The 25,954-nt window shown below is 42.8% G+C and carries 17 protein-coding genes; 15 read left to right on the top strand and 2 right to left on the bottom strand.

The genetic code is table 11. From position 1 onward, the window contains the following. Nucleotides 1-6 precede the first annotated feature (6 nt). The 3 genes from pheT (at nucleotide 7) to ACW689_RS02060 (ending at nucleotide 4,441) form a co-directional block, all read left to right on the top strand. Nucleotides 7-2,394, top strand: a complete 2,388-nt coding sequence (gene pheT, locus ACW689_RS02050; protein WP_476288075.1) for a phenylalanine--tRNA ligase subunit beta — start codon at nucleotides 7-9, stop codon at nucleotides 2,392-2,394. 2 nt (nucleotides 2,395-2,396) lie between these two features. Then, the gene (gene ihfA / locus ACW689_RS02055; RefSeq protein ID WP_010362644.1) at nucleotides 2,397-2,696 is read left to right on the top strand and encodes an integration host factor subunit alpha; all 300 of its coding nucleotides are present in this window, start codon (nucleotides 2,397-2,399) and stop codon (nucleotides 2,694-2,696) included. Nucleotides 2,697-2,827: 131 nt separating this feature from the next. After that, a complete protein-coding gene (locus tag ACW689_RS02060; RefSeq protein ID WP_476288078.1) occupies nucleotides 2,828-4,441 on the top strand; it encodes an EAL domain-containing protein in 1,614 nt (537 codons plus the stop codon). 9 nt (nucleotides 4,442-4,450) lie between these two features. Here ACW689_RS02060 and ACW689_RS02065 read toward each other — a convergent pair whose 3' ends face one another. Then, nucleotides 4,451-6,073 carry an alpha-glucosidase family protein gene (locus ACW689_RS02065; protein ID WP_476288080.1) on the bottom strand — a complete coding sequence of 541 codons (1,623 nt, stop codon included), beginning with the start codon at nucleotides 6,071-6,073 and terminating at the stop codon, nucleotides 4,451-4,453. Nucleotides 6,074-6,724: 651 nt separating this feature from the next. Between ACW689_RS02065 and ACW689_RS02070 the strand changes: the two genes are divergently transcribed. The 8 genes from ACW689_RS02070 (at nucleotide 6,725) to ACW689_RS02105 (ending at nucleotide 20,243) form a co-directional block, all read left to right on the top strand. Beyond that, a complete protein-coding gene (locus tag ACW689_RS02070) occupies nucleotides 6,725-9,517 on the top strand; it encodes a TonB-dependent receptor (RefSeq protein WP_476288082.1) in 2,793 nt (930 codons plus the stop codon). Nucleotides 9,518-9,595: 78 nt separating this feature from the next. Continuing rightward, on the top strand, nucleotides 9,596-11,092 hold the full coding sequence (locus tag ACW689_RS02075) for a tryptophan halogenase family protein (protein WP_476288084.1): 1,497 nt from the start codon (nucleotides 9,596-9,598) through the stop codon (nucleotides 11,090-11,092). 12 nt (nucleotides 11,093-11,104) lie between these two features. Continuing rightward, nucleotides 11,105-12,949: a glycoside hydrolase family 13 protein gene (locus ACW689_RS02080; protein ID WP_476288086.1), complete on the top strand. Its 1,845-nt coding sequence runs from the start codon at nucleotides 11,105-11,107 to the stop codon at nucleotides 12,947-12,949. A gap of 106 nt (nucleotides 12,950-13,055) precedes the next feature. Next, nucleotides 13,056-14,939: an alpha-amylase family protein gene (locus ACW689_RS02085; RefSeq protein ID WP_476288088.1), complete on the top strand. Its 1,884-nt coding sequence runs from the start codon at nucleotides 13,056-13,058 to the stop codon at nucleotides 14,937-14,939. A 47-nt stretch (nucleotides 14,940-14,986) separates the two neighbouring features. Next, a complete protein-coding gene (locus ACW689_RS02090) occupies nucleotides 14,987-16,435 on the top strand; it encodes an MFS transporter (protein WP_476288312.1) in 1,449 nt (482 codons plus the stop codon). 9 nt (nucleotides 16,436-16,444) lie between these two features. Continuing rightward, entirely contained in the window at nucleotides 16,445-18,877 is a 2,433-nt protein-coding gene (locus tag ACW689_RS02095) for a glycoside hydrolase family 15 protein (protein WP_476288090.1), read from the top strand. Nucleotides 18,878-19,286: 409 nt separating this feature from the next. Continuing rightward, nucleotides 19,287-19,700, top strand: a complete 414-nt coding sequence (locus ACW689_RS02100; protein ID WP_476288092.1) for a hypothetical protein — start codon at nucleotides 19,287-19,289, stop codon at nucleotides 19,698-19,700. A gap of 117 nt (nucleotides 19,701-19,817) precedes the next feature. Next, nucleotides 19,818-20,243, top strand: a complete 426-nt coding sequence (locus ACW689_RS02105; RefSeq protein ID WP_476288094.1) for a hypothetical protein — start codon at nucleotides 19,818-19,820, stop codon at nucleotides 20,241-20,243. A 41-nt stretch (nucleotides 20,244-20,284) separates the two neighbouring features. On the opposite strand, the gene ACW689_RS02110 is transcribed toward ACW689_RS02105, so the two are convergent. Further along, nucleotides 20,285-21,304 (bottom strand): LacI family DNA-binding transcriptional regulator, encoded by a 1,020-nt coding sequence (locus tag ACW689_RS02110; RefSeq protein ID WP_476288096.1) that lies wholly within the window; start codon nucleotides 21,302-21,304, stop codon nucleotides 20,285-20,287. A gap of 296 nt (nucleotides 21,305-21,600) precedes the next feature. Between ACW689_RS02110 and glk the strand changes: the two genes are divergently transcribed. The 4 genes from glk to ACW689_RS02130 all read left to right on the top strand — a co-directional run bounded on the left by glk (nucleotide 21,601) and on the right by ACW689_RS02130 (nucleotide 25,785). Continuing rightward, nucleotides 21,601-22,602, top strand: coding sequence for a glucokinase (gene glk / locus ACW689_RS02115; RefSeq protein ID WP_476288098.1), 1,002 nt, complete (start codon nucleotides 21,601-21,603; stop codon nucleotides 22,600-22,602). A gap of 18 nt (nucleotides 22,603-22,620) precedes the next feature. Next, nucleotides 22,621-23,634, top strand: a complete 1,014-nt coding sequence (locus ACW689_RS02120; protein WP_476288100.1) for a LacI family DNA-binding transcriptional regulator — start codon at nucleotides 22,621-22,623, stop codon at nucleotides 23,632-23,634. A gap of 166 nt (nucleotides 23,635-23,800) precedes the next feature. Next, entirely contained in the window at nucleotides 23,801-24,040 is a 240-nt protein-coding gene (locus tag ACW689_RS02125) for an HP1242/YdcH family protein (RefSeq protein WP_476288102.1), read from the top strand. A gap of 140 nt (nucleotides 24,041-24,180) precedes the next feature. Further along, nucleotides 24,181-25,785 (top strand): putative bifunctional diguanylate cyclase/phosphodiesterase, encoded by a 1,605-nt coding sequence (locus ACW689_RS02130; RefSeq protein WP_476288104.1) that lies wholly within the window; start codon nucleotides 24,181-24,183, stop codon nucleotides 25,783-25,785. Nucleotides 25,786-25,954 lie beyond the last annotated feature (169 nt).

Here is a 25,954-nt window from a genome sequence, read left to right on the forward strand (position 1 = left end):
GTAAATATGAAATTTAGTGAAAAGTGGTTACGCGAGTGGGTTAATCCAGCCATTGATACTGAGGCTCTTTCTGACCAGCTTTCTATGGCGGGTCTAGAAGTTGATGGTTTAGATGCCGTTGCCGGTGACTTCACTGGCGTCGTTATCGGTGAGGTCGTTGAGTGTGGTCAACACCCTGATGCAGACAAATTACGTGTAACAAAAGTAAACGTTGGTGAAGACGAGCTTTTAGATATCGTGTGTGGCGCAGCAAACTGTCGCTCGGGCTTAAAAGTAGCCGTTGCTAAAGTTGGCGCTGTGTTGCCTGGCGATTTTAAGATCAAAAAAGCGAAGCTTCGTGGTCAGCCTTCACACGGCATGTTATGTGCGTTTGAAGAATTAGGTATGGCGGAAAGTTCAGATGGTATTCTTGAACTACCAGCCGATGCGCCTATCGGACAGTGTATCCGTGAATATTTCTCGTTAGATGATGTGACGATTGACGTTGATTTAACTGCCAACCGCAGTGATTGTTTAGGTATTAAAGGCTTAGCGCGTGAAGTGGGCGTACTCAATTCACTTGACGTGACAGAAGCTGTAATCGAAGCCGTGCAGCCAACAATTGATGATAAAATTTCAATTGAGCTTGTAAACAGCAAGTCGTGTCCTCGTTATCTAGGCCGTATTATCAAGGGAATTAACCTTGATGCGACTACGCCGCTTTGGATGGTTGAAAAACTGCGTCGCTCTGGCGTTCGCTCAATCGACCCAGTTGTAGATGTGACCAACTACGTATTACTTGAACTTGGTCACCCAATGCACGCATTTAACTTAAATGCCATTGAAGGTGGGATTAAAGTTCGCAATGCCAACGAAGGTGAAGAGCTGGTATTGCTTGACGGCAACACAGCAAAGCTAAACCCGTCGACATTACTTATTGCCGATGACAACAAAGCGTTGGCAATGGCGGGTATTTTTGGTGGTGAGGCTTCGGGTGTTCAAGAGGGAACTAAAGATATTCTTCTTGAAAGTGCATTCTTTGCACCACTGGCGATTGCAGGCCAAGCGCGTAGCTATGGCTTACACACTGATGCGTCTCATCGCTATGAGCGTGGCGTTGATTATAAGTTGCAACGCGATGCTATGGAACGCGCAACAGCATTATTACTTGATATTGTTGGTGGTGAAGCAGGTCCTGTAGTTGAAGCTGTATCTGAAGCTGACTTGCCACAAGAGAAATCTGTGACATTGCGTCGTGCTCGTCTAGATCGAGTCATTGGCTACCACATTGAAGATAGCAAAGTAACGGATATTCTAACGCGTTTAGGTTTAACTGTGAGCTTTGCGGAAGATACTTGGCACGCTCAGGTTCCTAGTTATCGTTTCGATATCAGCATTGAAGAAGATCTAATCGAAGAAGTTGCGCGTGTATTTGGTTACAACAACATTCCAAATGTCGCACCAACTGCTGCATTGAAAATGACCACGCACGTAGAAGCAAACGTGCCTGTATCGCGTATGCGCAACGAGCTTGTAGCTCGCGGTTATCAAGAAGCAATCACTTATAGCTTTGTTGACCCTAAAGTACAAAAGCAGCTTCACCCAGAGTCAGATGCACTTGTATTACCGCATCCAATTTCTGTTGAGATGTCTGCGATGCGTGTGAGCTTGATGACAGGTTTAGTCAATGCGGTTGTGTATAACCAAAACCGCCAGCAATCACGAATTCGTTTGTTTGAGCAAGGCTTAAAATTCTTAAAAGATGAATCTGCAGAAAACGGTGTATCTCAAGTGGCTGTTCTTGGTGGTATTGTTTTTGGCAATACACACAATGAGCATTGGTCAATTGCGTCTCGCGCGGCAGACTTCTATGACGTAAAAGGTGACTTAGAAGCGCTATTGTCGCTAACAAATGATAAGTCGCGATTTAGCTTCAAAGCACAAGCGTGTGATGGGCTACATCCTGGTCAATCTGCGGCCGTGTATTTTGATGATGTAAAAGTTGGCTTTATTGGTGCTATTCATCCACAATTACAAAAGTCTCTAGGTTTGAACAGCACGGCTTATGTGTTTGAAGTAGAAGTAGAAGCATTAAGCACACGTAAGCTACCTGAAGCGGTAAGTGTGTCTAAATTTCCATCAAATCGAAGAGATATTGCTATTTTAGTTGCAGATGACGTAAAAATAGGCGATATTTTAGAAAGCATTGAGAAAGTTGGCGGAAATCAATTAGTTGACCTAAACTTATTCGATGTGTATAAGGGCAAAGGTATTGAGCCAAATTATAAGAGTTTGGCGATTGCTCTTACACTACAAGCGGTTGATAGAACACTCGAAGAGAAAGACATCAATCAAGTTGTAGACAACGTGGTGGCTGAATTAGCCAAACAATTTAATGCATCGTTGAGGGACTAGATATGGCGCTTACTAAAGCCGACATAGCTGAACACCTATTTGAAAAATTGGGGATAAACAAAAAGGATGCCAAAGACTTAGTTGAAGCGTTTTTTGAAGAAATCCGCTCAGCGCTTGAAAAAGGAGAGCAAGTTAAGCTCTCAGGTTTTGGCAACTTTGATCTCCGTGACAAAAAAGAGAGACCGGGTCGTAACCCTAAAACAGGTGAAGACATTCCTATCTCTGCGCGTCGCGTAGTAACTTTCCGCCCAGGCCAGAAACTGAAGACTCGCGTCGAAGTTGGTACTAGCAAAGAAAGTTAGAATTTCTCAGTAAGTTGAAAGCTTTTATAAGGCCTTGGGTTTTTACTCAAGGCCTTTTCTGTAATAAATGAGTCACAAACCTGCTCTACAATCGTGCCTTTCACAATGTGGCTGACTGAGGTACATAGATCATGCCAAGGGCGCGTTTCTTAGCTAAGCAATTGAGGTGTATGGCTTATGCTTGGTTAGCTTGTAGTTTTATATTCGGGATCTTACTAGTATTCTTATTTGCTCAACACAGAAGTTCCGAGCAACAGCATATTCAATCAATAGCCGAAAAAGTCCATTTTGAACTTAATGCACAGATCAGTGAAATTGATGCATTTCTCAGTCAGGCTGAACAACTTGATGTAAGGTGTCCAAAAGAAACTGTTTTAAAGCTTCGTAAGCAGGTTTTTAAAAACCCAGCGATGAGTGAAATAGGTATTGTGAATCGTCAAGGTCAGCTTCTGTGCAATAATTATGGCGCCCTAGAAAAACCTGTACAGACAACTGCACCCATTAAAGCTGACGGTTTACGTTATCACGGTTTTGTGATCAGTGAGTTTATGGAAATGCCCTCATTTGTTTTGGCTAGAACAAGGCATGATGGGTATGAAGTAAATGTGTTGCTACCGAGCGATTGGCTTCGTCATACACTCGACCTTCAACAATACACTCATTTAGATTTTATCGCACTGGTAGACAGTGAAACAGGTGTGCCAATTGTATTGCAAGGGGGTTATAGTCTACCGTTGCAGCAAAGTGTGTATCCTATTGATAGCGCAAAAGGGACCAAGGGTAAATTTGATGATGGCGAGCATAAGTACTTATTTGCTCTACCTATGCAGGCCTTACCTAAACTTTCTATTGTGGCTGCCAGCACGAGTACTAATATATTTGATGTCGCCGGCTCATCTTTGAGCGTTTTAGGTGTGCTTTACCTCATCGTGTGGGCCTTACTTAGCTACTTTATCTTTTACTATGAACAGCGCCAATTAAGCCTGAAATTTCAGCTTAAGCACGCGATCGCAAAGCAGCAGCTTTTTAACGTTTATCAACCTTTAATCGATGCTAAAACACAGCAAATGGTAGGTGTAGAAGTATTGATCCGCTGGCAGCACCCTACAGAAGGTGAACTGAGTCCCGCTTATTTTGTTCCAGAAGCTGAGCGAAGTGGTGCAATTGTGGAAATATCCATTAACCAAGTGAAAACAGCAGTCAGGGAGCTTAGGCCGCTATTGGCGCAAAATCCAGATCTCAAAGTCTCATTTAACGTCAATGGCCAGCTTTTGAGTTGCATTGACTACTTGAATGCTTTGCACAATGCGCATAAGCACATACGTAAGCTAACAATTGAGTTAACTGAGCGTGATGTACTCGCTCAAGCGCAAGTTAAGCAAACGCTTGAGCAGCTTGTACAATGGGGAATTGAAGTAGCGGTAGATGACTTTGGTACGGGATATAGTGGCTTACAGTACCTGCAAAGCTTTCCAATTGACCTACTTAAAATAGATCAGAGTTTTGTAGCATCAATTGGCTTAGATAATTTGCAATCCCCCGTACTGAATGCAGTCATTGAAATGGCAACTAAGCTCAACAAAAAGCTAATAGCCGAAGGCGTTGAAACATCATATCAAGCTGATTATTTGTTAAAGCAAGGTGTAGATGTGCATCAAGGTTGGTTATACGCGAAGGCGCTTGCGATTGAGGGACTTATTAGTATGACACAAAAAAGGGAGCTTGAATCGCTCCCCACATGCTAATACGCTGTTCTACAAGCTCATGAAATAACAGCCGTATCCAGGAAGGGTAAGAGTAGAGTTGCTAGCCATACCCGTGTGGTGTTCAAGCTCGGTGTGTGCTTGGCCATTCAACTCTATTTGCATGTCGATGGTTTGAGCTTGCTCATTCAAGTTGAATACGCACAGTAAAGTCTGCTGCTCATAGCGTCGGTAAAACGCCAAGAATGGCTCCGCCGTTTCAATGAACTCAATATCACCATAGCGCAAAACTGACTGTGTATTGCGCCAAGCCATAAAGTGTTGGAAACGCTTTAGCACAGAATTTTGCATTTGCTGTTGTGCATCAACAGCAAGTTGCGCGTGGCTGCTTTCTACAGGCAGCCATGGTGTACCGTCAGTAAAACCTGCATGTACTTGTTTAGTTTGCCAAGGCATTGGGGTTCTGCAGCCATCACGTCCCTTAAAGTTAGGCCAAAATGTAATGCCATAAGGGTCTTGCAAATCTTCAAAAGCAACTTCGGCCTCTCCTAAACCAAGCTCTTCGCCTTGATACATACAGCTACTGCCGCGCAGTGAGCCTAATAAAGCTGTGAGCATGCTTACTTGTTTTGGGTCTGGCTCATTATTTGGATTCCAACGACTGGCTACACGTTCTACATCGTGATTACTAAATGCCCAACAAGGCCAGCCTTCTGTCATTACTGACTCAAGTGTACTGACTGTTTCTCGAATGTATTGTGCGCTGTAGTCTTTGGTTAGTAGTTCAAAGCTGTAGCCCATATGCAATTTATTACCATCAGACGTATATTCAGCCATAGTCTGTAACGAGTCTTCTGATGATATTTCACCTAAACTAACGGTGCCAGGGTATCGGTCAAGCAGGGCTCTTATTTCCTGCATAAAAGCAAGGTTTTCTGGCTGGGTATTATTGTAGTAATGGTATTGGAACGCATACGGATTATCTTCACTAAAGCCACGACCTTGACGCAGCTCTTTTGGCTTCGCCGGATTGTCGCGAAGCTGTGCGTCGTGATAGCAAAAATTAATTGCATCTAAGCGAAAGCCATCTACACCCTTTTTCAACCAAAACTCAACATTATCTAAAACCGCACGTCTGACATCGGGGTTATGAAAGTTAAGGTCTGGTTGCTCAGTTAAAAAGTTATGTAGATAATATTGGCAGCGTCTCGGCTCCCATTGCCATGCAGTACCACCAAAGATTGATAACCAGTTATTTGGTGCACTCCCATCGGGTTTAGCATCAGCCCACACATACCAATCAGCTTTGTCGTTGGTTTTATTTTCTCTGCTTTGGACAAACCATTGGTGTTCATTAGATGTATGACTTAATACTTGATCGATGATGATTTTAATATCACGCTGATGCGCTTGCTCAATTAAGTCATCAAAGTCACTCAAGTTACCAAACATCGGATCGATATCTCGATAATCACTGATGTCATAGCCAAAATCTTTCATTGGCGATTTAAAGAAAGGTGAAATCCAAATAGCATCAACGCCAAGTGACTTTATATAGTCTAAGCGATTGATAATTCCGGGGATGTCACCAATCCCATCACCATTTGTGTCTTGAAAGCTACGAGGGTAGATTTGATAAATCACCGCGCCTTTCCACCAGTGCTGTTGAGCCATGTACCGTCTCCAAATTTTGCTCAATTGTTACCCTGTTTACTTAACGATTTAAGCTTACACCGCGCTAAGCTGGGCAATAATGGCAAAAAGCATACGTTATCCCCCAAATACTGTAAAAAGGTTGCATACGTATGCACGTTAAATAGCAAGTTTTACATCTCAAATCAGACACATAATTAAAGAAAGTTTTTCTGTAATAAAAGTTTACCAATTGTGTGTTAAGGAGCTCTGATTGGTTTTTTTGTTCGAGAAATAAGAGATTTCAACTGATTTTTTGGTAAGACCAATTGCCAAAGGGCTCTACCTGCCCAATTGGTTGCATGCACTCTAATGGGGGGCGTTAAACTAAAGCGCTGGGCGATCGTTAATTTTGGCGAAATAACACGCAATATATTTGTTATCTAAAATGTTTCTTTTAAATCAATAAAAACAATTTAAAAACAAATGCTTGCCTGTTATTTCTGTGAATTAAATGTAAAATCACATGAATCATCTACAGTTTGAATACGTATGCATAAAGTTGTTTGTAAAATTAGCTGAGCGCTAATATGCATCCTGACAACAAAAGTAACTGGCCAAAATGAGCGTTCGCGATCAAACGAATATATAAAATGAGCCAGCAATAAATTTGGGTAATTGGGATAAAACACTATGTCTATGTTCAAACCAAGTATGTTAACACTTGCACTAATTGGTGCAGGCGTTGTATCAAACACCGCTTATGCGGCTGAAGAAACGGCAGCAAAAAAAGCAAAAAAAGTAGAAGTAATAGAAGTTAAAGGCTTTCGTGCCAGCGTTGTTGAGTCAATCAACACTAAACGTTTTTCTTCAGAGGTTGTAGAGTCAATTTCTGCCGAAGACATAGGTAAATTACCAGACTCTTCAATTGCTGAGTCAATTGCACGTCTTCCAGGGCTTGCAGCTCAACGACTTGATGGTCGTGCTAGTAAAGTGAGCGTTCGTGGTTTTAGCGAAGATGAAAGTGCAACAACTTTCAATGGTCGCGAACAGGTTTCAATTTCTGATAACCGAGGCGTAGAGTTTGACCTTTACCCATCAGAGATCATGAGCGGTGTAACCGTATATAAAACACCTAGTGCCAATCTTGAAGCTGAAGGGATTGCTGGTGTGATTGATATGCAAACAATCAAGCCATTAAGCACCGATGAGCGAATCGTGCAGTTCAACACTATGTACGAAAAAACCAGCTTCGATAAATTAAACCCAGATGGCGATGATGCCGGTTTACGTGGCACCTTCTCTTATGTTGATAAATTTAATGATGACACCATAGGTGTGGCATTAGCTGTCACCACAATGACTTCTCCAAACCAAGAAAAACGATGGAATGCGTGGGGCTACCATGAATTTAAAGACAATGGTAAGCAATACTCTATTTTAGGTGGTGCAAAACCATTTGTTCGTTCTTCAACGCTGGAGCGTGACTCGGTCATGTTTGTGTTTGAGGCGGCGCCAACTGACGATCTATCGATGGTTTTTGATGCGTTATATGTAGACTTTAAAGATAAAAAAATTCTTCGCGGTATCGAAATTCCATTTGCTTGGGGTCAAGGTACAATATCTGAAGAAAATGCAACAGTGGATGAGGCTACAGGTTTTGTTACTAGTGCCTTGACTGAAGGGCAACGTGTTGTCGTACGTAACGATTATGAAGAACGTTCGGCTGAACTAAGCGCGTTTGGTTTTAATGCAAAGTACAATGTCAATGATTCATTAACATTCGAATTTGACGCGAGTCACTCAAGTGTCGATAAAAAAGTATGGAGCTTAGAAAGCTACTCAGGCACTGGCCGTGGTGATAGCAGAGGTATAGCAGATAATATTGGCTATTCATTTAACGGTGGTAACACCGGTGCTCAATTTACACATGAACTTGATTACAGCGACTATGACTTAATTAAAGTAGGTGGCCCATTATCTTGGGGTGGCAGTAAGGCATTAAATGATAAGTATGGTGTAACCGGTACTGAGTATGAAAACCAGTTACAAGATGGCTTCTTAAACACGCCTACTGTTGAAGATGAACTCAACACATTAAAGTTGGCTGCTAAGCAAGCACTAGATAACGAGTTTCTTTCAAGCGTTGAAGCGGGTGTGTCATACCGTGAACGTGAAAAGAACAAGGTCTCAGAAGGCTACTTCTTAACCTTAAGTGATTTCTCATACCCAGACAATACTGGCATGCTAACAGTTCCTGAGCAGTACCGCCTTGGTACGGCAAATCTCGATTTCATCGGTATGGGTGACATGATCGCTTATGATTCTCGTGCCATGGTTGCCGATGGACGCTTTAGCATGTTGGCCGAAAGCCTAACTAAGCCGGATCATGCGACTAAGTCTTGGAAAGTGGAAGAGAAAGTCACCGCAGCTTTTGTACAAGCAAATCTTAATGCTGAGCTAGCTGGTTTACCTGTAACGGGTAATGTGGGTGTTCGTTACGTTAAAACAAAAATTAACACTGGAGGTGCTATTGCACAAGGTTATGGTGGTAATCCACTGTCATTTACGGCAACGGCTGTTGAAAATGACTACTCACACGTACTGCCTAGCCTGAATTTATCACTTGCTGTAGATGAGACACAAACAGTTCGTTTTGGTGCCGCTAAAACGCTATCAAGACCTCGTATGGACGAGATGAACTCATCATTATCACGTAGTTATAATGAGCAGCCTGATGACAATGGTAACAATTGGAAAATTGAGGGTGGTAACCCACACTTAGCGCCAAAAGAAGCGGTTGGTTTCGATCTAACTTACGAGAATTATTTCAGTGCCGAAGGTTATTTTTCTGTGGCGGTGTTCTACAAAGATCTAGACGTATGGATTTTTGAAGGCGTAGTAGAAGAAGACCTAGCTGGTGTTGTTAACCCTGAAACGGGTCAAGTACCAGAGAACACAACGGCCAGTCGCAAGTATAAAGAAAATGGCGGTGAGGGCGACCTTTGGGGCTATGAGCTGTCATTGACTTTACCATTTAACTTGTTCCACGATAGTTTAGAAGGTTTTGGTATTATTGCTAGCCATACAGGTGTTGAACAAGATGTGACAGATCAGTACGGTAAAGAGTACAAACTACCAGGTCTATCTGAAAAAATTCAAAGCTTAACTGTTTACTATGAAAACCATGGCTTCCAAGCGCGTACCAGCATGCGTAAGCGTAGTGACTTTAAAGGAGAAGTGAATGGTGTTGGCTTCAGTGGTGTTCAAGTTGATATTTTGGGTGAAACTATTTGGGATGCGCAACTTGGATATGACTTTGGTGAAGGTGGCTTTAAGTCACTGGATGGTCTTGCTGTGACCTTCCAAATTCAAAATATCACTGAAGAACCGTTCACCGCATTATCAGGTGATAATGCGCTTCAAGTACGTGACTACCAAGATTATGGCCGTACTTACATGCTAGGTTTAAGCTATAAATTTTAATCGCTGACACGCGAATAAACCCAAAGCCCTTGTTCTTTAAGCAGGGGCTTTTTTGTATCAAAGCAAGAGAGTTTTGTTATGTCTTTTGAACAGGTTAAAAACGTGGTTATTGTGGGCGGAGGAACCGCAGGTTGGATAAGTGCATCATTCCTTGCCAAGCTGATGGGCAAGCTGATAAACATCACTTTGATAGAATCACCTGATATCTCAACGATTGGCGTTGGCGAGGCATCAATCCCACCACTGCAACCATTTAATAGCGCAATGGGTATCAACGAAGCCGATTTTATACATGCTACGCAAGCGACCATTAAACTGGGTATTCAGTTTGAAGGATGGGGCAAGCAAGATAGTTGCTATATGCATGCTTTTGGTACGATAGGCAAAGATTTCCCATTTTGTGAGTTTCATAATCATTGGTTATGCGCCAAACAACAGGGTTTTGGCGCTGACTTTTGGGATTATTCTCTCAATTACCAAGCGGCTAAAAATCATAAGTTTGCAAAATTAAACGTCATTCCAGGTACCAATCTGCCTGGTATTTCGTATGCGTATCATTTTGATGCGGGGCTATATGCCCATTTTTTGGCAAGTCATGCCAAAGCGATGGGTGTTAAACACCTTCAAGGAACTGTAAAGCAAGTTATTAAAGACTATGAAACGGGTTACATTCAAAAGCTTGAGCTGGACAGTGGTGAGCAAATCCAAGGCGATTTGTTTCTAGATTGTACCGGCATGCATGGCCTGTTGATTGATAAAGCACTGAGCACTGGGTTTGAAGATTGGTCCCATTGGCTGCCTTGCGATAGCGCGTTAGCGGTACCATGCGAACATGATAATGACATGCGAGCACCTTATACACGTTCAATTGCGCACGCGAGTGGTTGGCAGTGGCAGATCCCTTTGCAGCATCGCATTGGTAATGGCATCGTTTATGCGAGCAAGCATATGTCCGATGAACAGGCAAAACAGTTATTAATGAACAATTTGCCGGGCAAAGCGCTTGCACAGCCAAAGCAGATCCGGTTTAGAACTGGACGCAGACTCACACCATGGCATAAAAACGTGGTGGCAATTGGTTTGTCGAGCGGGTTTTTAGAGCCACTAGAGTCAACCAGCATTCATTTAATTCAAACCGCGATTGTACGTTTAGTTAAGCTATTTCCTCATCAAGCTATTGAGCCTAGCCAGGTGTCTCTTTACAACCAGCAATCAGAAACTGAGTTTGAACGGATTCGCGACTTTATTATCTTGCATTACAAGCTTAATGAACGAAATGACAGTGATTTTTGGCGACAGTGTAAAGCGATGGAGATCCCAGATAGTCTCGCTAAAAAAATCGCGCTTTTTGAGCAAACGGGCAAGCTGTTGCGTGAAGATGATGAGTTGTTTGCAGAAGCTGCATGGCAACAAGTGCTTATTGGGCAAGGACTTAAACCCAAGCAACTTCATCCGCTGGTTCACATGATGAGTGAGCAACAAAGGAGTGAGCTATTTAGTAGCCTGAATACGTTAATTCAACAAACAGTGGCAGCGATGCCATCTCATGAACAATTTTTATCAAATAACCAATAAACGAGACTCAAGGTGCAGATTTTATTTTTATTTTTCATTGCTGTAAGCATCAATTTTTGTTCAGTTGCACATGCATATCAAGTAGAGCCAAAAAACTGGTGGGTGGGTATGGAGCACCCCACATTGCAAATCATGGTATGCAAAGAGCGAGTTGCCCAAGCGCATATTCATTTACGCCCATATAAAGGCGTTCAACTGGTTGGGGTAGAGTATGGTGACAGCCCAAACTATGCGTTTATAAATTTAAATATTGCGCCCAATACCAAAGCGGGAGAACTTGTTTTTGAGCTCTCCGACAAAACACACAAGTCTTTGCTTACATATCCATTACTGGCGCGCAAAGCGCACAGTGCACAGCGTCAAGGGTTTTCAAGTCAGGATGTCATTTATTTGATCAACCCAGACCGATTTGCCAATGGCAATATTGAAAATGACAGTGTGGATGGCATGCGAGAACGAGCCAACCCAGCATACCGAGGTGGCCGTCATGGTGGAGACATTCGAGGGATTATCGACCGCTTGGATTACCTCAAAAATATGGGATTCACCCAATTATGGTTAACCCCCGTTCGCGAGAATAACATGGCGGATTACTCCTATCATGGCTATGCAATGACCGATTTTTATCGCATTGATCCGCGTATGGGTAGCAATGAAGAATATTTGGAGTTAACCCGTTTGGCAGCCCAAAAAGGCATTGGGGTGATCATGGATATGGTACTTAACCATAGTGGCAGCGAGCATTGGTGGGTGTCAGATAAGCCGACTAAAGATTGGTTGAATTTTGAAGGGGAATTTAGTGGTACTAGTCACGCAAGGCAAACGATTCAAGACCCCCACGTCAGCGAATTTGATAAAAAACAATTCAATGATGGTTGGTTTGTGCCAACTATGCCGGATCTTAATCAACGTCAACCTTTGCTAGCGAAATACTTAATACAAAACGCTATTTGGTGGATAGAGTACGCTGATCTTAGTGGCATTCGTGTGGATACTTATTCTTACTCGGATAAAACATTTTTAGCGCAGTGGACGCAAAGAATTATGAATGAGTATCCGAACTTTAACATTGTGGGTGAAGAATGGAGCACTAACCCGGCGATTGCGTCTTATTGGCAGCGCGGCAAGGTTAATCATGATGGTTATTCATCCAGCCTGCCTAGTGTGATGGACTTTTCACTGCAAGAATCTTTAATTAAGGCGCTAAACGAGCAAGAAAGTTGGAACACGGGTTGGATCAGAGTGTATCAATCTTTGGCGAATGATTTCTTATATCCGGACCCAAGTAACTTGCTCATCTTTTTAGATAACCACGATATGAGCCGCGTGTATACAGAGTTGGGACAGAGTTTAGAAAAAACCAAACTGGCTATGACTTTATTATTGACCACCCGAGGCATTCCTCAGATTTACTATGGAACAGAAGTGCTATTGGATAATACGGGTTCGAACGACCACGGCGATATTCGAATTGATTTCCCAGGTGGTTTTAATTCCCACAAACAAGACGCTGTTACAGGGAAGGGACTGACTGAAAAGCAGCTGTCGATGCAAGATTATGTGCGCAAACTGACTCATTTACGGCAAACTTATCCGGCGATTGCTCGTGGCACGATGACCCACTTTAGCCCTTACTCTGGCATTTACAGTTACGCTCGTACTTATAACGGTCAAACCATTTTGGTATTGCTTAATAAGCAAAATGAGGAAGTAATTGTCGATATGGCGCGTTACAAAGAAGTTGTAAAAGATGCCCAGTCATCGTTTAGCGTTCTGACAGACGAGCAGCTAGATATTACACGACCTGTTAAAGTGCCGCGTAATGGTGCGCTTTTGCTGCGTATTGATTACCAGTAGGTGAATAGAGGGTTTGAATACGTATGCAAGCAGTTCAACCCTAGCCATTAGCCAAGGTAGACTGGCTAAGCTGCGATTATGACAACAATAAGTGACAACAAGTTTAATGAATGATAACAAATCAAAAAAGGTAGCGAAGCTTGTACGCGGGGGGATCGTTTTTGCCGCGTTAACTTCTTTGCTGCCGGGCTGCTCAGAGCCACACAGCAAAACAGAAGCGCAAAGTACTTTATCTGCGGATCACCAGCCTTTAAGCAAACCCATTGTTTATCAGGTTTTTACTCGATTATTTGGTAATACTCAAACGGCTAATGTGCCGTGGGGAACGATTGAACAAAATGGCGTAGGCAAGTTTGCCGATTTCACGCCAAAAGCGCTGAGTGAACTCAAAACCTTGGGTGTAACGCATATGTGGTACACGGGTGTATTGCACCATGCACTGGTGACTGACTACAGCAAATTCGGTATTGAAGCGGATGACCCAGATGTCGTGAAAGGGCGTGCAGGTTCACCCTATGCAATTAAAGATTACTACAACGTAAACCCTGATTTGGCGGTTGACCCCAGCCAACGCTTGCATGAATTTGAAGCCTTGATAAAGCGCACTCATGATGCTGGCATGAAAGTGGTTATCGATATTGTGCCTAACCACGTGGCGCGTAACTACCGCTCTATGGCTGCACCACAAGGGGTATCTGATTTTGGTGCTCATGATGATGTATCCAAAACATACTCAAGAGACAACAACTTTTACTATGTCGTTGGCAAAGATTTTAAAGTGCCGACCAGCGATGATTACCGCCCTCTGGGCGGACAAGTACATCCGCAAGTGGATGGCAAATTTACAGAATCACCCGCCAAATGGACAGGCAATGGCTCTCGTGCAGCACAACCAGACATCAATGACTGGTACGAAACGGTCAAAGTGAACTATGGCGTGAAGCCCGATGGTAGCTTTGATTTTCCTAAACTGCCCAGCGAGTATAAGCAAATGGATGCACGTGCTCATTACGAGTTTTGGCAGCAACATGACTTACCTGACAGTTGGTACAAGTTTCGAGACATTACCAATTACTGGCTAGACAAAGGCGTTGATGGCTTCCGCTACGATATGGCAGAGATGGTGCCGGTGGAATTCTGGAGCTTTTTAAATTCTTCTATCAAGATGAAAAACCCAGAAGCGTTTATTTTGGCTGAAGTCTACAATCCAAGTTTATATCGTGACTATGTGCACTTAGGTAAAATGGACTACTTGTATGACAAAGTGGGCTTTTACGATAGCTTAAAAGCGTTAATGCAACAAAATGGCACAGCACAAGCTGTGTTAGACACTCATAATAGCGTACAAGATATTGCCCCTAATATGCTCCACTTTTTAGAAAATCACGACGAGCAGCGCATTGCAAGTCCTGAATTTGCGGGAGACGCACGTATGGGTAAACCGGCCATGGTGGTGTCACATCTGATCAGCCCATCTCCTAGCATGTTGTACTTTGGTCAAACAGTGGGTGAAGACGGATCTGAAAATGCCGGTTTTGGTAAGCCGAGCCGTACGAGCATTTTTGATTATATTGGCGTACCCGCCCATCAAGCATGGATGAACGGTGGCAAGTTTGACGGTGGGCAACTTAACGAACAGCAAAAGCTACTTCGCGAATATTACGTTAACCTGATGTCTTTGAGCACACTTCCGGCTATCGTTGCAGGCGATTTATTACCTGTTGAACTTATTAGCGACGTTGCAGAAGCTAAGCAGCGGGTAATGACCTTTGCCCGTCAATATGCCGCGCAAAAGCTAGTGATTGCTAGTAACTTTGATGCAACCAATTCGCATACAGTAATGTTAAAATTACCACCTAGTTGGTCAGATAAAAATGTTGCTCAAGCCACAGACTTGCTAGAAAACCATGCGACTTACACTGTGCAAAACAATCAAATTACCATCACGTTAGCGCCTCGCGCCAGTGTGGTCTATCTACTTGAGGACTAGCCGTGCAACATCAAAAACCAAATTTAAGCTTTTGGCAGATCTGGAATATGTGTTTTGGATTCTTGGGGATCCAATTTGGATTTGCGCTACAAAACGGCAATGTGAGTCGAATATTTCAAACCTTAGGTGCATCTGTTGATGATATTCCTATTTTATGGGTTGCGGCACCATTAACGGGTTTAATTGTACAGCCAATTATCGGCTATTGGAGTGATAAAACTTGGGGACGTTTGGGGCGTCGTCGTCCGTTCTTCTTTTATGGTGCGATTTTAACCACATTATCATTGTTCATCATGCCTAACTCACCGACGCTGTGGATTGCTGCGGGTGTGCTTTGGGTCATGGATGCTTCCATCAATGTGACGATGGAACCGTTTCGTGCTTTGGTGGGAGATAACCTAAATGAAAAGCAGCGTGCAACGGGTTATGCGATGCAAAGCTTTTTCATTGGCATCGGTGCCATTGTTGCTTCGGCATTACCTTGGATGATGACCAATTGGTTTGATGTTAGCAATACGGCAGCTGAGGGCCAAATTCCTGATTCGGTTAAATACGCTTTTTACTATGGCGGCGCTATCCTATTTTTGGCTGTTATGTGGACTATTGCAAAAACCAAAGAGTACACTCCACAAGAGCTTGCCAGTTTTGACGGGCAAGCTGAGAACAACCATGAAACCCACATAACTTTAAAGACCATTAACTTTGCCAAAGGCGCGTTGATTTTTGCGGTACTTGGCGGTGGCGTGCTCGCAAGCGTGTTAGCTCTGCAACTAGAAAAAGAGCTGTATTTATTGGCGGGCTTATTGTTGAGCTTTGCCGTTGTGCAATTAATTGCGGGGTATTTACAAAATTCTCAGCGCATTCATGGCGGCTTTTATCAGGTTATGTACGACGTATTTACCATGCCAAACACGATGCGCCAACTTGCGGTTGTACAATTTTTCAGCTGGTTTTCATTGTTTGCAATGTGGATTTATACCACATCGGCGGTAACAAGTTTTCATTATGGCACCACTGATGTAACGAGTAAGGCATACAACGATGGTGCCGATTGGGTGGGGGTACTGTTTGCAGCCTATAACGGCTTTGCTGCGTTGGCTGCTGTTGTAATTCCAATGATGGTGAAGCGCATTGGTCTTGCTAAGGCGCACATGATTAACTTGTTGCTTGGTGCGCTTGCATTGATCAGCTTTATGTTTATTTCTGACCCACAACTTTTATGGTTGCCAATGGTGGGAGTAGGGTTTGCATGGGCATCCATCTTATCGCTTCCTTATGCCATGCTGAGCAACTCACTGCCAACTCATAAAATGGGCGTATTTATGGGGATTTTTAATTTCTTTATCGTTATCCCCCAATTATTAGCGGCCAGTATCCTCGGACTGATTGTTCGACACCTTTTTGAAAACCAACCTATCTACGCTTTGATCATCGGTGGTGTGTCTTTTATTTTTGCTGCCATATCTGTGTTGCGCGTAAAAACCACCGACGTTTAGGGGAATATAATGAAATCAATGAATAAATTAACATTAGCGTTATTGACTGCTGGGCTTGTCGGCTGCGGCAGCGCCAGTTACAAAAATAGCGGTGGCAATACAGTCGCGCCGGGGGCACCTGGAGATAAACCGTTTTGGGCTTACTCGGGCAAAACGGGCATAGGTACATCGTACGAAGCATATCTGGATGGTCAATATTCCGATCGCGCGAAAACAGGTGCGGTATCTAAAGTTTGGTTCTCAATAGCCAAAGGCATGATCACAGAAACCATGTTTGGCTTGATCCACCAAGCACAGCTTAAAGATATGCAGTTTGTTGTCACGGGTACTGACGAGAATGGTCAGCCGTTTAGTGTGGCTGAAAGTAACTCAGATGGTTTCGATATTACCGTTGATTACCTGCACAAAGATGCGCAGGGTCGTCCTTTGTCACTTGCTTATAAGGTGATCAGTAAAGACAAAAAAGGCCGATTTGAGCTTGAAAAACATGTATTTACAGACCCTGATGGACAAAGCTTGTTTGTGCGAGCGAGCATTCGTAGCAACCTGTCGACTCCATTAGCTGCGTATGTATCTGCAAACCCATATATTAATAACAATGGTGTGAATGATTTTGCAAAAGTAACTCAAGATGGGTTACAAGCAAATGAGGGAGATAATTATCTGACCATGCAACTGGCGGGTGGCTTTGCACAAGCATCAGTCGGTTTTACTGGTCAAAGTGATAATATCCTCTCATTGCTGCAAGACCAAAAAATCGCTAAAGCTTATTCATCAACTGGTGAGCAGTCTGGTAACGTGAGTCTTTTGGGTAAACTTGGCGAAGTTGAAGGTTCTGCAAGTTATGACTTAGCGCTTAGCTTTGGTCAATCTGCCCAAGCAAGTGCTACGCAAGCTAAGCAAACACTCGCGAAAGGCTACCAACGTGTATTAGATAACTACAACGGTAAGGGTGAGGTTGTTGGCTGGGAAGACTATCTTGCTTCATTGGCACCCATGCAACGATTAACTCAGTTCAGCGCTGATGGAGGCAAGCTACTTCACACCAGTGCTTTAGTGCTTAAAGCGCAAGAAGATAAGAGTTATGCCGGTGCGCTTATCGCTTCTTTGTCTAATCCTTGGGGCGACACGGTTCCTGCAATAGAAGGGTCAACGGGTTATAAAGCGGTTTGGGTACGTGATTTTTATCAAGTTGCTATGGCATTTATGGCGATGGGTGATCATCACACTGCAAAAACAGCATTTGAGTACTTAGAAAAAGTACAAGTGAGTGATTCTACACCGGGCAATAATGGCGACACAGGTTGGTTTTTACAAAAAACGCATGTGGACGGTGAACTAGAGTGGGTAGGGGTGCAATTGGACCAAACGGCCATGCCAATTATGCTGGCATGGAAACTACACCAAGCAAACGTACTGAGCGATGATGAGCTTAGCTATTGGTATAAAAAAATGCTTAAGCCTGCTGCAAACTTCCTAGTACATGGTGGTAAAGCGAAAATTCTCTGGAATGACACACAAATCACACCGCTAGCGACACAGCAAGAGCGCTGGGAAGAGCAAAATGGCTTTTCTCCGTCGACGACTGCCGCGATTATTGCAGGTTTAGTGACTGCTTCTGATATTGCTAAGCACAGCGGTGATTTGGCGGCGGCTAATCGTTACTTAGAAGTAGCAAAGAAATACGATAGTCAAGTTGAAGCCTTAATGTTCACAACCGAAGGTGTACTCGCTGAGCAAGCAAAAAGCCAATCAACAGATGGGCAGTACTTTTTCAGAATTGGCCAAGATACAAACCCCAATAGCAATACCAAAATAAATAGCAATAACGGCCGTGAAGGCATGAATAAAAAAGCCATTGTTGACGGTGGCTTTTTAGAGCTAGTACGTTATGGCGTGCGTAGTGCAGATGCGCAAAGCATCTTGGCTACTTTGCCTGAATATGACGATGAGAGCATGATTGATAATCTGCGCGTGAAGTACAGTTTTACTTTTGAAGGTGAAACGGGCAGCTATCCGGGCTATCGTCGCTATGGTAACGACGGCTATGGTGAAGATGAAGTAACCGGTCATAATTACGCACAAGGCGGCAGTAACTCAGCTGGTCAGCGCGGGCGTGTGTGGCCTTTCTTCACTGGGGAGCGCGGTCATTATGAAATTGCAGCGGCGAGTTTGAGTGGCTCACTCGATGCTAAAAAAGTGAAAGATATTCAAAATACCTATGTTAAGGGGATGGAACTGTTTGCTAATGAAGGCATGATGCTCCCTGAGCAGGTGTGGGACAATGTAGGCGTTAATCCACATGGTTATAGGTTTGGAGAGGGAACCAATTCAGCAACGCCATTAGCGTGGACGCATGCGGAATATGTAAAACTGGTGCGTTCTTTGGCTGATAAGCAGGTGTGGGACCATTACCCTGTTGTGGAACAGGATCTTAAATAATACACCCCAATTCAGTAGGCGATAGTTGATCGCCTACTGAGCTATAGCATTCTTAGATGTTGACTTAGAAATCACTTCTCAAAAAGTTCTTCTCATTTATCTTTCAATACTGACAACTCCTAGTCATCTACCCGAATTTTTCATATTGTTTAATTTACAAAACAACATATTAAGAGTGTCTCAAAAAACCTTTGCTGTTATGGGCGGTGCATTACAAACTATGTAAAATTGGGTCAGTGCAAAAATTGAGGCAAACACACAGCAAAGTGATGACAATGCAGTTATTTTGTATGTATTATAATCAGGAACGATGAGTAACACGTTTGTTTTAAAATGAATGGGACAGGGAAATCAAGGGGGATCAATGTGTATTGAGCCCTGTCTATAAACTAAAGTAAAAGGAAATAGCATGAACTCTAAACTCGTTAATATACTTGCAGCAGTGGCTTTATGTGGCGTGATGACAGGCTGTCAGTCTACGCAGACTCAAGGCGAAAAAGTTGACAAGCTGACTGTGGGCGTGGTGCAAAAAGAGATCAAAAAAGGCATGCCGTCAACCGATGTGGTTGTTGCATTAGGGAGTCCAAACATCGTAAAAACGGCGCCAAATGGCAATGAAGTTTGGGTTTACGACAAGTTTTCAAAAGAGCAAGTATATCAAACAACGGGCGGCACTTTGGGTTACTTTTCTGGACATGGCGGTGGCATCATTTCGTCAGAATATGGTTCTAGCCAAGTGAGTTCTAACACGCTCACGGTGATCATCAAGTTTGATCAAGCGAGTAATGTTGAGAGTATTGCCTATCATCGCAGTAAGTTCTAAGCCTAGGTTGCGATGATAATGAAATATATTAAGTTGATAATTCTCAGCATGTTAACGCTTTTGGCTCTAGGCTGCGCTTCAACTAAGCCACAAATGTCGACGCTTGAAGTGAGAAGTATGCAGACCAAAGAATACCAAAGCACGAACGAGCTTGAAGTGTATAAAGCACTTATCAATGCTTTGTTAGATAGAGAGTTTATTTTAAAAGCATCTGATTCTGACGCAGGTGTTGTCTTGGCGAGCTACACAACAACTAAATTGAATAAGGGTGAAGTACTGACCAAGGCACTTGCTACCTATCTGACATTTGGATTGAATTGGATTTTTGGCGACAACAATTTAGATGACTCTTTGGTTGTGGATGTCTCAGGGAATGTTACCCAGCGAGAAGGTATCACCAAAGTGCGCATTAATGCCGTGGCAAAGCGACTCAATAGTGAAGGGGAAATCCTAGAAACTCAGATGATCGTTGAACCTGCGTATTACAACTCTATCTTCGAACAAATTGAAAAGTCTGTTTTCTTAGAGCAAAACTACGAGTAATAAATGGCGAATATCGATATTTGATATTCGCCTTCATTCTTTTAGGTATGGCGAACAATAAGGTTCGGTGGCAATAAGGTCGATTCCACATGCTCTCCACGTATTAAATTGAGTAAGTTTTGAACCAGCATTTGCCCAGCAAGCGTGGTATTTTGCTGGATGGTTGTCAGTGCGGGTGAGACGTAACTTGCTGCGGGAATGTTGTCAAAACCCACCACATTCACATCTTTTGGCACCTCAATATTTGCTTCTTTTAAAGCGCGGATAGCACCGATAGCAATAAGGTCACTTGCTGCAAATAAGGCGTTAAATTTTATATTATTGGCTATCAAAGATTTAGTCGCGTGATAGCCTGAGTCTTCTGTGGAGATGGCATTGGCAATTTTGCGTTCGCTCAAGGTGAGTCCATGTTGGTCGAATGTATCTTTAAAACCTTGGTATCGAGCAAAAAACTCTGGACTGTGGTGAGATGCATCACCAATGAATGCGCAATCTGTACGTTTTTTATCGATTAGGTGTTTTGCCGCAAGTTGTCCGCCACCATAATTATCACAACTTACGGTCAGATCTGGGCGGCCATCGACCTTTGCGCCCCAGCACACAAACTTAGTATCTTGATCCAGTAATTGTTGTAGTTTTGATTGATAATCCAAATAGTCACCGTAGCCGAGTAAAATAATGCCATCGGCTCTGTGACTGTCCTCATAGTCCGCGCGCCAATCTTGACTGCTAGATTGGAATGAAACCAGCAGATCGTAGCCCTCTTTTGAGCAAGCACGTGTGATGCTACCCAGCATGCTCAAGAAAAACGGATTAATTTGAGATTCATCAGTGGTTGGGTCTTCAAATAGCAACAAGGCCAGTGTGCTACTTTGCTGCGTTCGTAAGTTACTGGCATTTTTGTCGACTTTATAATTCAACTTTGCAGCGACGTCGTGCACTTTACGTCGAGTTTCTTCGTTCACTAAAGGACTATTTCTTAACGCGCGTGATACGGTTGATTGCGAGACACCTGCGTAATGTGCAATGTCAAATGAAGTCGCTTTGCCTTTGTGTTTCATTTTTGTACTCGACAGAGATAAGAGGTGTTTATTGTCAGCATCTAAATAAATATTTCAACCAATTTTGGCTGAATCGTCATTTTTTTATTGATGAATTCTGACACCGGTGTCATAATGAGGGCGTTTTATCATTTTGTTGTCAAAACGTATTGGCTGTCCACGCTGTGGACAGCATTTTTTTACGTCGGCTAGCGTGCAAATTTAGCTGGGTAGATAACAAAAATAAATGCATAGGCGAAATTGCCCTGAGCATAAAAATAAGCGCATTGAAGCGCGATGATAAAAGAGAAAACAACATGACTCAGACAACAAGTTACCAAGAACAAGATTTTGCTCCCATTGTTGTGGCCGATATTGGCGGCACCAATGCGCGTTTCGCAGTGGTTACCAATTACTGCAATATCACTAATCAATTCGAAATACAGCACCAGTTAACCTACCCAAGTGCACAATTCCAATCTTTTGAAGCCGCTTTAAACCGTTACTTTGAACAGCTACCAATGGAGAGACCTGTACGGGCATGTTTAGCCGTCGCAGGACCGATAAAAGCGCAACAAGTGTATTTGACTAACCTTGGTTGGCACTTTGGTATTGCTGAGTTGAAGAAGCAAATGCGCTTTGAAGACTTAGCCGTTATTAATGACTTTGCTGCTTTTGCTTATGCTGCGCCGTATTTAGATGAAAAACAAAACTTAATACTGAAACCTGGACAACCCGAGCAACGTGCTAATATTGCTGTAATGGGACCTGGTACGGGCTTCGGAGCTGCGTGTTTAGCCAGAGATATTAATGGCAGTGCAGTGATGAGCTGTGAAGCTGGCCATATTACACTGGCACCTGTCACAGCTTTAGATCGTCAGTTGTTGCACGCGTTACGCGAAAACCTGCAACATGTATCCATAGAAAATGTTTTTTCTGGCCCAGGTATTGCTCGCTTGTATCGTGCAATGGCTGATGTGAAAGGTCATCAAGCGATGGATCTCAATGCAGCTCAGATAAGCCAAATGGCATCGGAGTGTGAGGTTTGTGATGCGACTTTGTCTCATTTCTGTGACTGGATGGGCAGTGTTGCAGGTGATCTTGCACTCACTTTTGGTGCGCTGGGTGGCGTTTATATTGGTGGTGGTATTTTACCCAGAATGACAGATCGCTTATTATCAAGTCGCTTTGTAGAGCGCTTTACTGAAAAGGGCCTTATGTCACAGTATGTAGGGCAGATCCCAGTCACTTTAGTTGTACAGGATAATATTCCTCTTATTGGCGCTGCAGCGTGTTTACACGAGCGCCGAGGTAGTTAAGAGGCTTGAGATAATTGCATGAAAAAAGTAACCATTAATAGTGTTGCAACCTACGCAGGGGTTTCTAAAAAAACGGTATCTCGTGTGCTTAATAACGAGCCTAACGTAAGCCCTGCCACGCGTGAAAAGGTCTTAAAGGTTTTCAAAGAGCTCGATTATACACCGAATCCAATTGCACGAGGATTGGCGCGAAATCGCAGCTTTATTATTGGTTGCTTGTATGATAACCCCAGTAAAAGCTATATCACTCGGGTTCAAAGCGGCGCGTTAGAGGCCTGTCATAAGCATAACTACAATTTACTCATTCATCCTTGCGAGCTGCGCGGTGACGCGTTAATCGAAAATATAGAGCAGCTATTGATGACGTCTCGACTGGATGGTTTGGTGCTTACACCGCCTTTTTCAGATTCACAAGAACTCATAGATTTTTTGAAAAAGAAAAAGATACATTTCGCGCGCGTTGCCTCTGCAATTGATGATGAAGATTCTATCTCCGTACGCAGCAATGATGAGCAAGGAGCTTATGAAATTACAGAGCACCTGATTAACTTAGGTCATACGCGTATTGCTTTTATTAAAGGTCACCCAGATCACAGTGCGACTGAGCAACGCTTCCATGGTTACCAACGAGCACTAAAAGAGCATAACATTGATGTTGACTCGACATTGGTTGCTGAAGGTAATTTTAGTTATCATTCAGGTGCTGATAGTGCGAAAGAAATTTTGGATTTATCGCCAAGACCAAGCGCAGTGTTTGCATCAAATGACTACATGGCAGCAGCGGTACTTAAGTTAGCGACACAAAGGCAACTAAAAGTGCCTGAAGACATCTCTATTGCTGGTTTTGATAATGCGCCTATTGCAAGACATATTTGGCCGGGCCTTACAACGATAGCTCAGCCAGTTGAAGAAATGACGCGTCAAGCCGTAGAGCATCTGATCATCCAAATTGGCGATGACCAAGCTGATATTTACCAGACGACGTTGGAGGCGAAGCTGATCGCGCGCGAATCAACGGCAAAGCTCAAGTAATCGATTTCAATTTTTTATACTTGCCCAAAAACCTCACGCTTGTGAGGTTTTTTTTGTGTTAAAAGCTCCTTGAAATTGTGCTAGATCAAGATTGCAGAGCAATGAAGGGCGTACTCTAAATTCATCCAATTTAGGCACTAACAACGATACAAATAGGAATGAAATTATGATTATAGAGCGTCACAGTCTTGCTAAAGAGTTACCAGAATTTAAAGAAAAAATTCACGAGTTAAAAATGAAGGATCGTCATTTTGCGCGTTTATTTGACGACTATCATAATGTGGATCACGAAGTGATCCGTATTGAGGAAGGTATAGAAAATACGTCGGATGAATATTTAGAGTCTTTGAAAAAACAAAGATTGCATCTTAAAGATCAGCTGTATGCCATCTTAAAGTGTTCCTAACTTTCCATAATATGTTCCTAGCCGGGAGTTGGTTTCGACAATACCAACTCCCGCCTCATATCAAGCAGCTTCGCTTGTCAACGTATAACCACTAATTTTAAACTATACTCTGATCATTGTTCTCATCATGGAATTAAGCTGTGAGCTTGCTTTCATTGCTCCTAGTTTTTGTAGGTGCGGTTGGATTATGCTTTTCTCTTTACTCTGCATATAGAATTTGTCAGATCTCAAATCATATGGGCTGGCGTGTACTACTCGCATTGATAGTGTTCTTTATTCTAGGGTACTGTATGTTCGGTGCATATCTGTATGAAGTGAAATCCTCAGACTTACTGAACGTTGGGCTGTCGAGTATTCTTTTCTTTGGCTCTGTTTTCGTTCTAATCATCAATCACCTTAGTAAAAATAGCCTTATGGAACTTGCTAAGTTGCTTGAATACGAGCGATGTCATGCACAAACTGACTTTCTCACCAAGCTTAGCAACAGGGAGCATTGCATTGATAGCATCGATGACAAAATTTCTCGTAAACAGCCATTTACCCTATTTCTAATTGATTTAAATAATTTTAAAACAATTAATGACTCCGTGGGGCACTTGTTTGGAGATAAAGTACTTATAGCTTTTTCAAATAGGGTTAAAGAAGCTTTATTAGAAGGGAGTACAGTATTCAGAATGGGGGGAGATGAGTTTATTATGCTCATAGATGGCGACACAGAAAGTCAAATTTATAAGCAAAATAATCAACTCATGAAAACGTTGGAACAATCATTGTTGATAGATGATACACGTGTAGATATAGAATATAGCGCAGGCGCTGTGACTTACGACACGAGTGCAGATACGGATTGCACCAGCATGCTAAAAAAAGCAGATGATGCAATGTACTATGCAAAACGGTCGGGGCAAACCTTGGTTATTTATGATGCGGTGATACATCAAGATAATAGTAATGATCTTCATTACTTTTCAAAACTAAGAGAATCAATCGAAAAACAAACACTTAAAGTTTTTTATCAGCCTATTATTCTAGCCAATTCTGGCGAAGTACACGCTGTTGAAGCTGTGGCACATTGGCCGCAAGAGAGTGGAAGTTTGATTGTTCTAGAGCAATTTGTGGCGGAGTCGGAAAATAGTAACTTGAATCGCCAGCTAAATACTTTTGTTATTAATCAAGTGTTTGAAGATCTACCTAAACTCCTCAATTGTGAACCGAATTTAATTGTACATATCAAGTTGTCTTGTTGTGATTTTTTGAACAAGGAACTCGTTAATTTACTTGCCAGTCTACTCACTCATACCGAAGTGGAAGCGAAGCATATTCTTTTTGAGTTTTCTGAGCGGATGATGGCCAAAGATATACCCAAAACGAGAGCGCTTTGCGATGTGCTCATCGAGATGGGGTTTGCTGTTGCAGTAGACGATTTTGGCAGCGGTTTTTCATCCTTTACTACGCTTAAGGACTTGCCATTGTCGCAAATTAAAATTGACAGGGCTTTTGTAGAGCATTGTTTGAGTAATGAGCAGTCACAAATCATTGTAGAAACAACGCTGTTTATGGCAAAGAAAATGGGATTGATTGTCACTGCGGTAGGGGTCAATAATGATAGAGTTGCAGATTACTTGTGTGGTTTAAATTGTCATTACATACAGGGTTTCAATGTGAGTGGGGCGCTGCCTTTGAGTGAATGTATTAGTTGGGTTAAGTCAAATCGCCTAGTTAAGTCTGAGTTAAAAAAATACTGATAAAAGATTGGCTGACTTACAGTATTAGATAACCTCAGCTGCACATAAGCGAATTTGCCCAATAAAGCTATTTCGCTCACTCTCTGCGTTATTTCCACTTGTAATAGCCTGCTATTACTGCGCGAAAATGCCTTGATATTAAGCGAAATATCATCATTGGATGTCGAAA

It is taken from the genome of Pseudoalteromonas sp. ABE4_541 (genome assembly GCF_056312285.1).